General features: G+C 42.2%; 13 protein-coding genes and 1 other RNA gene. All 14 read left to right on the forward strand.

Annotated features, from left to right (window positions below; translation table 11 throughout):
- Positions 1–25: 25 nt before the first annotated feature.
- The 14 genes from BUB11_RS02480 (at position 26) to BUB11_RS02545 (ending at position 16,038) form a co-directional block, all read left to right on the forward strand.
- Positions 26–598, forward strand: a complete 573-nt coding sequence (locus BUB11_RS02480; RefSeq protein WP_073027599.1) for a glycerol-3-phosphate responsive antiterminator — start codon at positions 26–28, stop codon at positions 596–598.
- Positions 599–812: 214 nt separating this feature from the next.
- Entirely contained in the window at positions 813–2,546 is a 1,734-nt protein-coding gene (pyk, locus tag BUB11_RS02485; RefSeq protein ID WP_073027601.1) for a pyruvate kinase, read from the forward strand.
- Positions 2,547–2,864: 318 nt separating this feature from the next.
- On the forward strand, positions 2,865–4,052 hold the full coding sequence (locus BUB11_RS02490) for a phosphoglycerate kinase (protein ID WP_073027603.1): 1,188 nt from the start codon (positions 2,865–2,867) through the stop codon (positions 4,050–4,052).
- Positions 4,053–4,193: 141 nt separating this feature from the next.
- Complete coding sequence (gene tpiA / locus BUB11_RS02495; protein ID WP_073027605.1) at positions 4,194–4,979, forward strand: triose-phosphate isomerase; 786 nt, start codon at positions 4,194–4,196, stop codon at positions 4,977–4,979.
- A 2-nt stretch (positions 4,980–4,981) separates the two neighbouring features.
- Positions 4,982–6,526, forward strand: coding sequence for a 2,3-bisphosphoglycerate-independent phosphoglycerate mutase (gpmI, locus tag BUB11_RS02500; protein ID WP_073027607.1), 1,545 nt, complete (start codon positions 4,982–4,984; stop codon positions 6,524–6,526).
- Positions 6,527–6,799: 273 nt separating this feature from the next.
- Positions 6,800–8,077 carry a phosphopyruvate hydratase gene (gene eno, locus BUB11_RS02505; RefSeq protein ID WP_073027608.1) on the forward strand — a complete coding sequence of 426 codons (1,278 nt, stop codon included), beginning with the start codon at positions 6,800–6,802 and terminating at the stop codon, positions 8,075–8,077.
- A 163-nt stretch (positions 8,078–8,240) separates the two neighbouring features.
- Positions 8,241–8,465, forward strand: a complete 225-nt coding sequence (secG, locus tag BUB11_RS02510; protein WP_073027610.1) for a preprotein translocase subunit SecG — start codon at positions 8,241–8,243, stop codon at positions 8,463–8,465.
- Positions 8,466–8,856: 391 nt separating this feature from the next.
- Positions 8,857–9,660, forward strand: a complete 804-nt coding sequence (locus BUB11_RS02515; protein WP_073027611.1) for an alpha/beta hydrolase — start codon at positions 8,857–8,859, stop codon at positions 9,658–9,660.
- Positions 9,661–9,799: 139 nt separating this feature from the next.
- Complete coding sequence (locus BUB11_RS02520) at positions 9,800–10,351, forward strand: HDIG domain-containing metalloprotein (RefSeq protein ID WP_073028186.1); 552 nt, start codon at positions 9,800–9,802, stop codon at positions 10,349–10,351.
- A gap of 95 nt (positions 10,352–10,446) precedes the next feature.
- Positions 10,447–10,917: an SsrA-binding protein SmpB gene (smpB, locus tag BUB11_RS02525; RefSeq protein ID WP_073027613.1), complete on the forward strand. Its 471-nt coding sequence runs from the start codon at positions 10,447–10,449 to the stop codon at positions 10,915–10,917.
- 166 nt (positions 10,918–11,083) lie between these two features.
- Positions 11,084–11,434: a transfer-messenger RNA gene (gene ssrA / locus BUB11_RS02530) on the forward strand.
- A gap of 582 nt (positions 11,435–12,016) precedes the next feature.
- Positions 12,017–13,699: a hypothetical protein gene (locus BUB11_RS02535; protein WP_073027614.1), complete on the forward strand. Its 1,683-nt coding sequence runs from the start codon at positions 12,017–12,019 to the stop codon at positions 13,697–13,699.
- Complete coding sequence (locus tag BUB11_RS02540) at positions 13,692–15,029, forward strand: hypothetical protein (RefSeq protein WP_073027616.1); 1,338 nt, start codon at positions 13,692–13,694, stop codon at positions 15,027–15,029. Before BUB11_RS02535 ends, BUB11_RS02540 begins: the two co-directional genes overlap by 8 nt.
- Positions 15,030–15,477: 448 nt before the next feature.
- Positions 15,478–16,038 carry a hypothetical protein gene (locus tag BUB11_RS02545; RefSeq protein ID WP_073027617.1) on the forward strand — a complete coding sequence of 187 codons (561 nt, stop codon included), beginning with the start codon at positions 15,478–15,480 and terminating at the stop codon, positions 16,036–16,038.
- Positions 16,039–16,074: the final 36 nt, after the last annotated feature.

The following is a 16,074-nucleotide window of genomic DNA, read 5'->3' on the forward strand; positions in this document are numbered from 1 at the left end:
ATTTGAGTGCTAGGGGGATGGCCAAATGGATTTTTTGAAAACCATTATGTTAGATAAGAAAATTGGCGCAACCATTCGAAAAATAGAGGATCTGAATGAGGCAATTCACCATCCCAATATTGGTACAATCTTTCTTTTGGGTGCAGACATTAATGTACTACCCTCAATAATAAAAAAGATTCAAGCGGATAATAAGATTTTAATGGTGCATCTCGATATGCTCGAAGGAGTGGGTAAGGATAAAGCCGGGATACACTTACTTGCGAGAATGGGCCTGCGAGGGCTTGTTACGACTAAACCGAACTTGGTCAAATTTGCCAGTGCAGAAGGGATGACAGTAATTCAACGCTTGTTTGTATTGGATTCAGAGTCTGTTAAAACAGGTATTAAGATGGCATCCACAGTGAAACCGCACGCGGTTGAAATTTTACCAGCAACCGTCCCGCGCTTTGTAATTCAAGATATGAAGGATGCTCTGGGTATCCCGGTTCTCGGGGGAGGTCTATTGAAAACTGAAGAAGACGTAAGGCTTGCCTTGTCAAAGGGGATCGATGCTGTATCTACCAGTTTGCGGCATCTATGGGATATGTACTATTAAGATTCTCCCACTTTACTTCAAAAAAATCGGGTGAGTTCCACCCAACTATAGGGGGGAGAGTCCTCCCGCAAAGAGTTCATTTTTGGGATAGGCTGCTTCGACGAAATCAATTCTCGGTCGATGGTATTTCGTACAGGGCCGTGGGCTTTTGTCGATAGGATGTTTTAGGCTTGCCCGCTAAGGATAATATGGATGGTATAAGAAAGGTACTGTAATGAGAAGGACAAAAATTATTTGTACGATTGGTCCGGCCTGCGAATCCAGAGAAAAAATCCAACGTTTGTTTACGGCAGGCATGAATGTTGCACGATTGAATTTTTCTCATGGAACACATGAAGAACATGGTTCGCGAATATCTGTTTTGAAAGAGGAAGCTTTAAAGGCAGGGAAACATTTAGGAATCTTACTTGATACTAAAGGGCCGGAAATCCGTACAGGTAGGGTTTCTGAGTCAGGAATTACACTTAAAAAAGGTACGGAGTTTATTTTGGATACGAAAACTGCTCTTGGCTCTTCGGAAAGAGTAGGAATTACTTATAAAAGATTATGGCTAGATGTTGTTCCGGGGACCCATATTCTAATCGATGACGGACAGTTGGATCTAGAAGTTCTGGCGGTACAACAAGAAGAGATTAAGACCATAGTACGTAATGGGGGGATTCTAAAATCACAAAAGGGTGTCAATGTCCCGGGAGTATCGATTAGATTGCCTGGTGTTACGGAAAAAGATATTGATGACATTCGTTTTGGCGTTACTCAGGGAATTGACTTCATAGCTGCTTCATTTACGAGAAAAGCAAGCGATATTTTGGCTGTGCGCCGGATTGTAGAGGAAATGGGAGCAACTGTTGAAATTATTGCTAAGATAGAAAGCCAGGAAGGAATAGATAATCTGGATTTAATTCTGGATGTTGTTGACGGGGTAATGGTTGCCCGCGGAGACTTAGGAGTTGAAGTGCCGGTAGAGGAAGTCCCTGTTTATCAAAAAGAGATGATTCGCAAATGTAATCTACTCGGTAAGCCAGTTATTGTTGCAACTCAAATGCTTGATTCCATGATTCGTCAACCACGTCCAACAAGAGCGGAGGCCAGCGATGTGGCGAATGCTATCTTGGACGGGGCAGATGCCATTATGTTGTCAGGTGAAACCGCTGCCGGACAGTTTCCGATTGAGGCAGTAATTATGATGGACAAAATTGCCAAACGCGCAGAAACAGCGCTTTTAGCCAATAAGACAACTCGCTATTCCCATCTTAATGTAGCAGAATCTATTAGCTGCGCCAGCTATAGTATTGCCCGAGATCTTAATGCAACCGCGATTCTAACCCCGACACAATCTGGTTTAACTGCAAGGATGATTTCTAAATATCGTCCAAAGGCCCTTATAGTAGCGGCCACTCCCTTTGCTGAGGTCGCCCGAAAACTCACTTTGCAGTGGGGAGTAGAACCGTTAGTAGTTCAGGAAAGTTCTGGGACAGATCAATTATTGTCAGTGGCAGTAACTGCCGCGATTGAACAACAGTACATTAAAACTGGGGATATTGTGGTGATTACGGCAGGGGTTCCAGTAGGTAAGGTTGGCACAACTAATATGATTAAAGTCCAGGTGGTAGGTGGAATCTTGGCGAAAGGAATTGGCATAGGCAGAAAATCATATATGGGTACTGCTCGGATAGTCCATCAGCCTGAGCAGGATACCTTTGAAAAGGGCGACATTCTTGTTTCTGGCTCTACCGATGCCCGATTTATTCCGCTAATCGCTCAGGCAGGGGCCTTAGTAATCAAAGAGTCTGGTTTGACCTCACATGCGGCTATTGCGGCTTTAGAATACGGTATTCCAGCCATTATAGGCATTCAAGACGCTCTGACTAAGATTTCTGAGAGACAAAGAATCACAGTAGATGCCCTTTCAGGGGTTATTTACGACGGAACGGTTAGTATTTTATAATATTGTGAAATGATCCACACGCTAAGGCGGCTAAAAGCAGTACTGAGCAGGAAGAACTGTATGATTAGTCCTTGCTGGGCAGGAAACGGCAACTTGGTGTAGAATTAGTATAAGTTGGGTTAATTGGAATTATTAATTCCCCGGGGGAGTAAGAAGGGTCTTTCTACGGTATACTAAGGTATATTTTTGTACTGTCAGAAAGTATGAATCTTGGGGTAAAGTAAGCAATCCTTGGTCATCGCCTGACGGCTTAGCGTTAGTCAAGTTTTCTTTATCTTTATTCTGAACCCTTGGATCAAGGTGAAAGGGGATTTTTGTATGAACAAAAAGAGTGTAAAAGATGTAGAGGTACGTGGAAAACGAGTACTTGTTCGAGTAGACTTTAATGTCCCTTTAAATGAGCAAGGACAAATTACCAATGATAAACGAATACAAGCCTCACTCCCTACCATTTTGTATCTGGTAAGAGAAGGAGCACGTGTCATTCTTGCCTCTCACTTGGGGCGCCCTAAAGGACAAGTTAATCCAAAGTATTCTTTAGCGCCTGTTGCTGAGCATTTAAGCGAACAGCTGGCTCAAGCAGTGTCCTTTGCTAAAGACTGTATTGGAGATGCAGCCATGGAAGCTGTCAGTACGTTGCAAGACGGGGAAGTCCTTTTACTAGAAAATGTCCGTTTCCATGCAGAAGAAGAGAAAAATGATCCTGCATTTGCGAAAGAATTAGCTGGGTTGGCAGAGTTATTTGTCAATGATGCCTTTGGAACCGCTCATCGTGCCCATGCTTCAACCGAAGGGGTTACGCACTATATACCAGCCGTTTGCGGTTTACTGATGCAAAAGGAAGTTGACTTCATGGGCAATGCTTTGGAACGGCCGGAACGTCCCTTTGTAGCCATTATCGGCGGCGCTAAAGTAAGCGATAAGATCGGCGTCATTGAAAATCTTCTGGAAAAGGTTGACGCACTGATCATCGGTGGGGGGATGGCGAATACCTTCCTTAAGGCCCAAGGATTTAAGGTGGGAAAATCCTTTCTTGAAGAGGAAAAAGTGGAGTTGGCAAAGCAACTCATTGAGAAAGCCAAGGCTAAAGGGATTGAATTGGAACTTCCGATTGATGTGGTCGCAGCTCATGCTTTTCAAGCGGATGCCCCTCATCGTACGGTGAAAGTGTCTGAAATTGGGGAAGATGAAATGGCCCTGGATATAGGTTCAGCCAGTGCTGAGAAATTTGAAGCTCGCATTTCGACGGCTAAAACGGTGATTTGGAACGGCCCGATGGGTGTTTTTGAAATGGAGGCCTTCGCTAAAGGAACTGAGCGAGTCGCTCAAGCGGTCGCAACTTGCGGCGGGATCACGATTGTTGGCGGAGGAGATTCGGTGGCAGCTGTAGAGAAAATGAAAGTAGCGGATCGCATGACCCATATTTCTACAGGGGGCGGAGCTTCACTTGAGTTTCTAGAGGGGAAAGTGTTGCCGGGTGTTGCCGCTCTGCAGGACAAAGAATAATCTAAAGTTTACTTATATGAATGGAGATCTCTTGTTGCACCTTGTGCATAGAGTGGGAAGAACCGTTATCGAACTGAGCTTATTTACATAATTAAAATGCAAAAGATACAAATTACTATTAAGATGGAGGTATCAAACAAAGTGGCTAATCGACGTCCGGTTATCGCCGGCAACTGGAAGATGTTCAAAACAGTAAGTGAAGCAGAGGACTATGCAGTAAAGTTCTTGGATGAGGTTAAGGATGTTACTGATCTGGATATAGTCCTTTGTGCTCCGTTTACAGCCCTTCATGCCCTTAAGAATGAACTGGAAGAAAGTATTGTCCACATAGGTGCTCAAAACATGGCCTGGGCAGACCAGGGTGCTTATACCGGAGAAATCTCAGCTCAGATGTTGCTTGATGTAGCCTGTACATATGTCATAATCGGCCACTCGGAACGGCGGGAAATGTTCGGAGAAACGGATCAGGAAATTGCTAAGAAAGTGCAACAAGCTATAGCGGTAGGATTAACTCCCATTCTGTGTTGTGGAGAGAATTTAAACCTTCGTGAAGAAGGGCAGGCAGTGGAGCGGGTGCAAGGTCAAGTGTCTCGCGCTCTTTCCGGCTTATCAATTGAAGATTTGAGTCGCATAATAGTTGCTTATGAGCCTATCTGGGCGATTGGCACTGGGAAGACAGCGTCGAGTCAAGACGCCCAAGAAATGTGTGCCGCGATTCGTGCCACTCTGACTGAACTTATGGGACCAACCGCAGAGAAAGTGCCTATTCTTTATGGCGGAAGTGTCAAGGCCGAAAATATAGGGGAACTGATGAAAGAGCCTGATGTTGACGGGGCTCTAGTCGGTGGGGCAAGTCTTGATCCCCTTAGTTTTGCCAAGCTTATCAAAAACGCAGGTCCTCTCGTGGCCCGCATGGAAGGAATATAGTAATGGAAGTTGCCAAACCACTTTTTCTCATGATTCTAGATGGCTGGGGTTGCCGAGACGCTGTTGAAGGCAATGCTATTGCCCAGGCGAATATTCCCAATTTCAAACATCTGGAAAGTGACTATCCTTATACTACCCTTCAGGCATCTGAAGAGGCCGTAGGACTGCCAGGTGGACAGATGGGGAATTCTGAAGTTGGTCACTTGAACATGGGAGCAGGGCGGGTCGTCTATCAGGAGTTAACTCGTATTTTCAAGGGGATTCAGGATGGCACATTATTTGAGAATTCCGTCCTGCTCGAGGCCATGGATCAGGCTCGAGTACATAACAAGGGACTTCATCTAATGGGCTTGCTCTCCGATGGCGGGGTTCATTCTCATATTGATCACTTATTCGCACTGCTGGAGATGGCTAAGAAAAAAGACTTAACTAAGGTGTATATCCACGTTATTCTCGATGGCCGGGACGTCTTACCTCAGAGTGCCAAAGACTATATTGTCAAACTCGAGGAGAAGATCAAAGAACTAGGAGTGGGAAAGATAGCATCAGTAAGCGGTCGTTACTATGTAATGGACCGGGATGAGCGTTGGGAACGCCTAGAAAAAGGATATCGGGCGATAGTTTACGGGGAAGGGAAGCACGCCGCAGGGGCCCTATCGGCAGTGGAATTTTCCTATGATACCCGTGTCACCGATGAGTTTGTGTTGCCTACGGTAATCGATGATCAGGATGGGAATCCGGTGGGCCGAGTTCAAGAGGGTGACAGCGTCCTTTTCTATAACTTCCGTTCGGACCGAGCTCGCGAAATCACACGTGCTTTTGTAGATGAAGAGTTTCCAGGATTTGAACGACCCAATCGCCCCCATGTCCACTTTGTATGTATGACTCAGTATGATGAGACGATTCCTGCGCCTGTGGCATTTCCTCAACAGAATTTGGACAACACCTTAGGAGAAGTGCTTTCAGATCAAGGGCTAAAGCAGTTGAGAATTGCAGAGACAGAAAAATATGCCCATGTAACCTTCTTCTTCAATGGCGGGCTTGAAGAACCTTATCCAGGCGAAGACCGAATCCTTATTCCTTCGCCAAAAGTCGCTACTTATAACCTGCAGCCTGAGATGAGCGCCACGGAAATAACTCAAGTTGTCCTCAAACAGCTGCGGGAATCGACTTATGATGTGATCATTCTGAACTTTGCTAACCCGGATATGGTGGGACATACGGGGATGTTTGAGGCAACAGTCAAAGCAGTAGAGGTGGTCGACCAATGTTTGGGCCAAATTTATGAGGAACTTAAAAAAATGAATGCTACCCTCCTCGTGACTGCGGATCATGGGAACGCCGAAGAAAAAGTGGATCCTAAGACATTGTTCCCCATAACTGCCCACTCCACTAACTGTGTACCGTTTATTCTTGTTGATGAAAGGTATAAAGGACAAGCACTGCGCAATGGTGGAGCATTGTGCGATGTGGCTCCCACTATCTTAAAACTACTTCAAATTCCCGTTCCTAAGGAAATGACAGGAAAGTCATTGCTCGAATCTTAAGCTATTTACTAGCCTTGGAATTCACGAGGCTTAAGACATAGACAGATATGTTCTATCCTATCCAATAGGCTCTAGAGGCATTCAACCATCACGGCACCTTGCCATCGTGGTGGCCCTTTGATCCCGAACTAAGTTCGAGTCATGGCCAACGTATAAGTGCAACTTAGGCTGCCGCTTGCACCTGCGTTTTCGCTAGCTAAGTTTTTCTAATATTTTAATTAAGCTAGAAACTCCTCAGTTGGGATTTCTAATAAAAAAGGGGGACATTGATCAATGAGCTTTATTACAGATGTCTATGCACGCGAGATTCTGGATTCACGGGGGAATCCAACAGTAGAAGTCGATGTCGTTCTCACAGATGGAATCATAGGTCGTGCAGCGGTTCCATCAGGTGCTTCAACAGGGGCTTTTGAAGCTGTTGAACTTAGGGATGAAGATGATACCCGTTACATGGGTAAAGGAGTATTGAAGGCGGTTGAGAATGTTAATCTGACTATCGCTCCAGAAGTAGAGGGACTGAATCCATTTGACCAACCCGGCTTAGATCGAGTGTTAATTGAACTTGACGGAACTGAAAACAAAGGGAATTTTGGAGCCAATGCAATTCTCGGAGTATCCTTAGCGGCAGCTAAAGCTGCAGCAGAGTCGTTAGGAATACCTCTTTATCAATATTTAGGTGGGGTAAATGCTAAAGAACTGCCCGTGCCTTTGATGAACATCTTGAACGGTGGTAAACATGCTGATAATAATGTGGACATTCAAGAATTTATGATAATGCCCGTCGGAGCCTCAAGCTTTGCCGAGGCCCTTCGCATGGGGACAGAAGTGTACCACAGTCTTAAAGCCGTTCTCAAGGAGAAATCTCTTGCCACCGCAATTGGGGATGAAGGCGGTTTTGCACCTAGTCTAGAGTCCAACGAAGATGCGTTGTTATGCATAGTTGATGCCATTCAGAGAGCAGGGTATCAGCCGGGTGAAGACGTTGCTTTAGCCCTTGATGTGGCAGCAACAGAACTTTACGAAAATGGAATCTATAATTTAGCCGGGGAAGGGGTTAAGAAGACATCGGACGAGATGATTGATTATTATGAGGGTCTGATCGAGCGCTATCCGATTCTTTCCATTGAAGACGGCCTGGATGAAGAGGATTGGGAAGGCTGGCACAACCTGACTAAGCGCTTGGGAGACAAGGTGCAGCTTATCGGTGACGATTTGTTTGTTACCAATCCAAAACGCTTGGCCCGTGGGATTGAAGAGAAGTGTGCCAACTCGATTCTTATTAAGCTTAACCAAATCGGAACCCTGACGGAAACCTTGGATGCCATCGAAATGGCCAAACGCGCAGGATATACGTCAGTAGTTTCACACCGTTCCGGTGAGACTGAAGACGTTACCCTAGCGCATATCGCCGTGGCTGTCAATGCAGGCATGATTAAAACAGGGGCTCCTGCTCGGACAGAACGGGTTGCCAAATATAATGAGCTCCTCCGAATCGAAGAGGAACTTGGAGAAAGCGCTGTGTATCGCGGTCGCAAAGCTTTAGCGAGATAATAGCTAGGCAAGTTAGCAGAAAGCAAATACATACCCCAATTCAACCCCCCTATTCATGGATTGATTGAGTTTTGCAGGCGCTTGTGCTAAAATGAGCCTATTGATAATTTACAAAGTTGTAGTGATAATATAACAAAGGGTTATCTTAGGGGGGTGAATTATTTTGCAAATTGCTTTAATAATTCTTTTAATCCTCAGTTCGATAGGACTGATTGCAGCAGTACTGCTTCAGTCTGGAAGAAGTGCAGGATTATCGGGAACTATTACTGGCGCTGGCGAAGCTATCTTTGGTAAGAAGAAAGGTATGGACGAATTATTCGCCAAACTCACAGGAGTTTTAGCGGGTGTCTTCTTACTAAGTTCTTTAGGACTAGCTATTATTGCTTAAGTCTCAGAGGTTAGATTGGCTTCTTTATACTGTACCAAAATCAATGAGGGGCACTTCGTATGAGGTGCCCTTCTGTGCTATTCTTTATTGTGGATAATATTTTTTCTATAAAAATATGAGTTTCTGACTTCTTGAATAAGGATAGTTTTTAAGTGAGGATAATCTCCAATGGAGGTTATCGCCAAGGCCTATCCATAGAAAACTTAGCGGAGAGGATATTGCTTCTCTGACACATAGATCCTTCTAGCAAACTCATTATTTGATTCTGCGTTATTGAAGCCTCGATGTTCAGCTTTAACCGAGGGTTTACAGTTTGCTCGTGTTTTTTCACAAAATAATAGTAGTCCGGTCGGATATTTGAGTATCGCACATCGACTAAGGAGGTGCTTTGGTGGAACCACAAAGACGCTTAGTAGAGCCCTTTTATTTCCCAGGAAACCGTGTAGGCTGCTTGCTCATTCATGGCTTTTCGGGATCTCCTTCAGAAATGCGTTTAATGGGTGAAGGTTTAACTAAGTTTGGCTGGTCAGTCCTTGGAGTGAAACTTTCAGGGCATGGAACAAGCCCTGAGGAGATGGCAAAAACGAACTGGGAGGACTGGGCTAAAGACGCCGAAGTTGGGGTTGGAAAGCTGAGGGAGTCTTGTGATATTGTCATCGGAGTAGGACTGTCGATGGGAGGATTGTTAGCACTTCATTTAGGAACTCTAGGCATAATCGATGGGCTGATTACTATGAATGCTCCAATGATACTTGCTGACCGGAGAACTCGTTTCCTCCGGTTCGTTAGACCCTTTATGACGTATGTTGAAAAACCAAGATCAAAACCAGTTGCATCCGTAGCTAAATCAAGAGCAGCCTCATCAGTAACAGAACCAAAAAGGGAGCGTTTTGTCTATGAACGGATTCCGGTGGATGCCCTGATTTCTTTGAATAGAGGGATTCGCCAGGTGCGCAGTAAACTTCATACAATTAAGTGCCCTGCTTTATTAATGCAAAGTACAAGAGATTTGACGGTTAACCCTATCAGTGTTGAAATCATTAGGAAAAAAATTCAGCAGGTTAACCCAGGCGTGATTTATTGGGAAAAATCCGGACATATTTTAACACTTGGACAGGAACGAGATGAGGTTATACTAAAGGTTCATGAATTTCTTCAGAGGTTTGTCGAGAAGAAGGAATTACAACAGTCATGAGCGGATATTTTTGAAAGACATAAACTGATGTAATTGTGCAACCCAATAATAGCTACCGTTAAAGGGTACATAATTGGGAAATAGGTTCTTATAGTAAGGAAATAATTTTGATTTGGAAAGTGAGCTGGAGATGGATATGATGACGCGTGAAGAAGCTTATATGGAATTAACGAAGTATGTTGACAATAAGAACTTACTAAAACATATGATCTCAACAGAAGCAGTCCTTATCCGCTTGGCTAAGCTTTTTGATCAAGACCCCGATTTGTGGGGCATGGCGGGCCTTCTCCATGATATCGATTATGAGGACACGAAAGAACTGCCGGAAGAACACTCCCTTAAAGGAGCAGAAATATTAGAGAATATGGGTTTTTCGGAAGAGCTGGTGTATGCAGTGAAAGTTCACAATGAGCGGCACGGACTCCCACGTAACTCCTTATTAGATAAGGCCCTCTACGCAACTGACCCTATGACCGGTCTCATTGTCGCTGGAGCACTGATTCGACCGGATAAGAAGCTTTCGGGGGTGGATGTTCCCTTTCTTCGCAAGAAATTCGATCAAAAAGCATTTGCGAAGGGAGCAAATCGGGAACAGATTCTCACCTGTAGTGAGCTGGGGCTTTCTTTGGAGGAGTTCTTGGGATTTGGTTTAGAAGCAATGCAGGGGATATCAGATGCCTTGGAACTATAATTCCATGAGGGATTTCAAGTATTCTAAAATATCATTATTTGGTTAAAATAGGTAATTTGTGTTATACTGAAATACTAGATGAGAGGAGGAGTAGTATGCCTTCTGAAGGAATTAAAGTTGTTGCCGACAATAGAAAGGCTTTCCACGATTATCATATCGAAGATCGAGTGGAGGCTGGGATCATTCTTACTGGAACAGAAATTAAATCTATTCGTAGCGGGCGGGTAAATTTAAAAGATAGCTATGCACGTTTGGACAATGGCGAAGTTTGGGTTCACCAGATGCATATCAGCCCTTATGAACAGGGAAACAGATATAATCATGATCCACTTAGACCGCGAAAACTTTTACTTCATCGTGCCGAAATTAATAAGCTGATTGGCAAAATTCAGCAACAAGGGCTAACCCTGATCCCCATTAAAATATATTTGAAGAAGGGTATGGCAAAAGTAGAATTAGCGGTGGGTCAAGGAAAGAAAAATTACGATAAACGCCAGGCTCTTGCCGAACGAGAAGGTAAACGTGACATTGAGCGGGCACTAAGAGATCGTAATAAAGCTTACTAGAAATGAAATGCAGTTCAAAGAAAAAAAGATAATGAGGGAAAAATTGAACTAAAAGAATGTAGGCATTCTTAAATGAGCATCTTTCCATAATAATGTAAAGATTCCATGGATATTCGCTTTGCTTTATGCTTAAATGTGTTATACTATGCATGTGGAACTTTTACATGGGGGCGTTTTAGACTCGCTCGGGGAAGCGGTGGCATAGGTTGCGCGTCGAGATTCCACCTGGTCTCGTTAAACGGTGGACCTAATAGTTAACGAAAATAATTACGCTCTAGCTGCTTAAGTGCCGCTAGCATCCTGCCTTCAGAACCTACGATGAAGAACCAGGGTGTCAATTAAGTAGGACGCTCTAATGTCAATGCTCGGAGACATTAGCTAAGATTATCGAGCTAGCCTGAACTGAATCCTTGCCTTTAGGAGTCAAGACTGGCGAAATTTAAATTAAAGGACACACGCGTAGACGCTTATGTGGCAGCTCTTCGATACAGGGGTGCAAGTCCCCTCGCCTCCACCAATTATTACCATATATGAATAATGATGTAAAATACAATATACAAATAGCAGCGGTTGTCACTTACAACTGCTGTTATTTTTCGTTGTATAAGAAAGTATAGTATGAAAAGAGTTCTTCAGTTAATACCTAATTGTAGGGTGATATATAACCTATTTAATTGGCTGTATTCTCTAGATTTAAATGCTATTTAAATTATATGTGCTCCGCGAGAGCCACCTTGCTGGGACAGAGCCGGATTATATCTGGGCACTTGAACATGGGAGATTGCTGTGAATGATAATGTAAAAGTAATTCATTGACATTCACAGAGATTGCCTGGTCTTGGGGTTGCCAGTAAATTTGCCAAGGTTTTAATGTATCAATTGATGTATTCTGGATAAGACAAGCTAAGTTAAAGCGAACCATAGAATAGAAACAACGTATCCGCAAGGTTTGAAGTGTGACTTTGCGGAGTTTTTGTGTATTTAATAAACGAAATTTCGTTGTATAATAATTGTAAATATAGAATTGAAAGATTGTCCGGAATAATTTCATTGATATGCATCACGATTTTCTCCCAAAATTTATGAGGAAGTGAGTAACATGCTAACAATCGATGAGTATATTGCCAAAATGAAAAAATCAGACAAACTGGACGAATTCGATTATACGAAGCAGTCGGAAAACATGAGCGTTGTCATGAAATATGTTATGTCTTACTTCAACGAGTATTTGACCATGGAGACTTGCGATGCTGAGACAATTAAATTAAAACATGCAACGGACAAACTTGAAGAAGAGATAGAGAAAAGATACCCGAAAAGCAAAGACTTCATTTTGGATTTTTACATGCAATACAAAATCAGAATACATAAAGAGATTGATAAGTGGCTTGAGGATTTACCGTATTTCCCGTTTTTCTATTCTGAGCATGACTTCTCTTCTGCGGCAAAGAGCTTTAGCACCAGTCATAAGATCAAAGGTGCAAACATGGAGGAATATGAGAACAATATCACAACACTTATTGCTGAACTTAAACAATATAATACGGAAGGTCTGAGTCCGTCTGAGATGATTCATCTGGATAACAACATCGTTAAATGGATAAAGGAAACCTACAGACAATATGGCGTCAATTTATTTTCTTTTGCATATAATCTTGCTGATACCTACAACGATAGGTATGTGAAATATGAACGAGAACGTTATGGGGAAAGACCATACTATGTAAATAACTACAATCATCGTTACAATAATAATCCGTTTAATATTGACCGCATCTTTGAAGATAACAAGCATAGACCATTCTTGGAAAACAAGAGAGGCGAGTTGGAAATGCTTGTCATGCATGAATGGTTGTTTTCAATGGTCTACGATGACGACTATTGGCCTGAGTACGTCAACCTTTGTGTATCTAGAGGAAAAGTAAATATTGTTAGAAACGTTAATGCCTTGTTGCCTGTGAGCAGCTCCGGTCTCAATTATCCTGAAGATGCATCTTGTGTGACGGAGCATATCATTACGACTGACGGCATTTTGAAAAAGAAACCAGAGAGGGCATATATCTTGCGGGTAGACGTTTCCCAAACATATGCGGGTGTATGGCAGAATAGTGAAGAAATGGCGTCATTAATAACCGCCTTGCAAGCATCATTCAAGGAATTTGGCGTGCCAAAAGTATTAGAGTTGACTGCTCCGGTTAAAACTGCATCATTTGATGAAGAGATATTTATTTCGTGTTGCTCCATACTTGAAAAGAAAATGAAAAAGAATACTCAAATGAAAGTTGCCATTGTGAACGGATTAGAAAACAAGAAGTCGAAGCAGAAACCGAAACCAATCAGCTATTTAAATACTATTGAGGACTTAATAAAGCTAAAGGTTCAATTGCGTGAACGAAAGATTCCGCTGAGATTCTCAATTGATTTTCCGGCTCTGCTTGGAAGCAAGAGGAGCAGTTCCTATAGCCAAAGGGAGGTATTTGGAGCATTAACTGAAATCAAAAATTCAATTGTATGCCTGAACATTACAAATTTCAAAACTCAAGAATCCTATGGCCCGAAATATAAAGAAATCAGTGAGGATCTGGATGTTTATTACTTACATAAATTTAAACACCCCACCTATGATGATTTCTATACTATGCTGAGTGCGGCATTCAATGATAATCAGAAACGGTATTTAATCCCAAAGAGTATCGCTAATGATGCCGAATTGGAAGAATTAGTCGACAATTTGTTGCGTAGCGGTTTTGCATTTTGCGATGGAGGAGAACAGCATGAGTGAGTCGCAAAATATAAAGAAGATAAGGCAAACGCTATATGAGGAAATATGGGCAGAGCCGATGACAACGGTTGCTGTTAGATATGGTATTTCAGATAACGGATTACGTAAAAGATGCAAATCATTGAACATTCCATGGCCGCCAAATGGATATTGGGCAAAAGTCAAAGCAGGAAAGCCTGTCGCTGACCGACCTCCTCTCCCACCGTATAATGAAACAATACTCAGTTACGAGAGTCATGGTGATGAAGCAAATGCTTCTAAGGTTCAGTCGAAAAGGAAGAAAGGTATACTTGAATTGCTCGACCTTGAGGAATTGACTGTTGAGCAATTAGAAAATATGCACGACTTTGATTTGCTGGCTCAAGGTTCATTGGAGATTTTCACAAATTGGTGCAATGGTTTGACAGTACCGGGACGGATACAAGATTACGATGAGCTAATCTCCAAACACAAAGTGCAAATGGAGTATCGAATAGAAAGAGATAAGGAGTACCCCTTTAGGGGTGAGGGCATTAAGCTATGGAATCCGTTAGAAAAGGTAAAGGACCGCGACAATGAACCAATAATTCCAATTAACGTTTCAAACAGCCAGCGCAACCGTGCTTATAGAATCGTTGATACTATTTTAAAGGCGTTTAGGGAGTTAAAGGGCAGTACCTCAGTTGATCGAGGGGATAAAGACAATATCAATATAACGCTATTGGGAACCACCATATCTTTTGACTTATGTGAGTGCAAATCGAAGCGGCGATACCTCGCTGATCAAAAGACAGAGTTTAAGCCGCTATATGAAATGGTTTTTGACGGAAGGCTTCAAATCAATTGGCGAATATACAAAGGAAGGCATTATTATGATTCCGAAAATATGCCATCAGATTACTTGTCATACATTGATGTTGTTAATAATCGGTTGGAAAATCAAATTCCAATGATGATTACTGAGTTGTACAAACGATGCTGCGATAATGAAATATCTGCTCATCTTGACCACAAAAAGTTGGTTTTAGAATATGATCGGGAGACAGAAGAAAAACAGGCCAAAGAGTTAAGGGAAGAGCAGCAGATACGTGAACAAAAAAGGCAAGCGCATAGGAATTCTCTCATTAATGATATTTCAGTTCATGCAAATAATTGGTTCAAGCACGAACAACTTTCCAGGTATGCTGATGAACTTGAAGCCCGGGTGGCTGCTTATGAGGATGAAGAAACAGTTCAACTGTTAAAAGAGTATATTCGGTTGGTGAGAGAGAACGCTGATAAGAGCAACCCACTTAATCATATACTTCGGGAAATGCGAACAATCGAATCAGATAAGGATAACTTAAACTGAAAATTTGCAAAGGAGTTAGTATTGTGTGTCATCCATATAAAATAGATAGGTTGCGCATTATTACATTTAAAATCAAAAGAAGAAAACACTTAAAGATTTAAGATGTAGGTATTTGGCAAAAAGCTGTCGTACCCGTGTGGGTGTGTGGATGAAACAGCATAAAGTTTTAGATGAGATCTCGCATTTAACTTAGCATGCCTGAAATGAGCGATAGAAGTTTCGGTACTCCAAGCTTCGTTTGTTGGGAGTTTAGCGAACCAAGTTAATTTAAAATGCGATTGGAAAGAAACAAATTTCATAGCACGATATTTAATTCCAAATACCATATTATATACAGAGTGGGAAATCTTACATGGAAGGGAATTGCAAATTCTACAAAGACTAATTAAGTCATATAAGATGAATCATAATAGCACGAATACAAATCAAAAATTAAGGAGGGTTTTTTATGAACATTCCTAAAACTAAAGACCGTATGATGTTAGGTATTCTTGCGGGAGGGCTAGCTTTTATATTTCAATCAATATTTGATTACGCATCTTATAAACAGAAAATTTCAAAACGTAATTATTGGAGTACGGCTGCAGGCGTATGGGTAAAGAGTAAAAGGCAGGCTAATAAATGGAATGGACAATTGTTAGGTGCTTGGATGACATTGGGTTTAAATGCGGTTAATGGTATATTTATGGTATGGAGCTTAACGAAGGCCGGTTTAAATAAATGGCCCATCAAGGGTGTTGTGTTAGGTTCGATTACAGGCAGTATTACTAATGCGTTCTTAAGTGGCTTCGCAAAAAATAAAGTTGCACCCAAAGATAGTAATAGCACCTTATCATATACTTTAACAAATGCAATCACAGGACTCGTTGCTGCTTGGGGTATAGTGACATTTGGGGATGAATCACTTTTCAATGAAAGACGCGTTATTGCGGGAGATACCTTGTCAACTATGCCAATTAACATCAATGGAAGTGTTGTTGAGGAATCCAACCCTACTTATATTCACTAAAATTATATTTAAGGTAAAATGACTAATATTTTAAAT

This window comes from Desulfosporosinus lacus DSM 15449 (assembly GCF_900129935.1).
Taxonomy (GTDB): Bacteria; Bacillota; Desulfitobacteriia; order Desulfitobacteriales; family Desulfitobacteriaceae; genus Desulfosporosinus; species Desulfosporosinus lacus.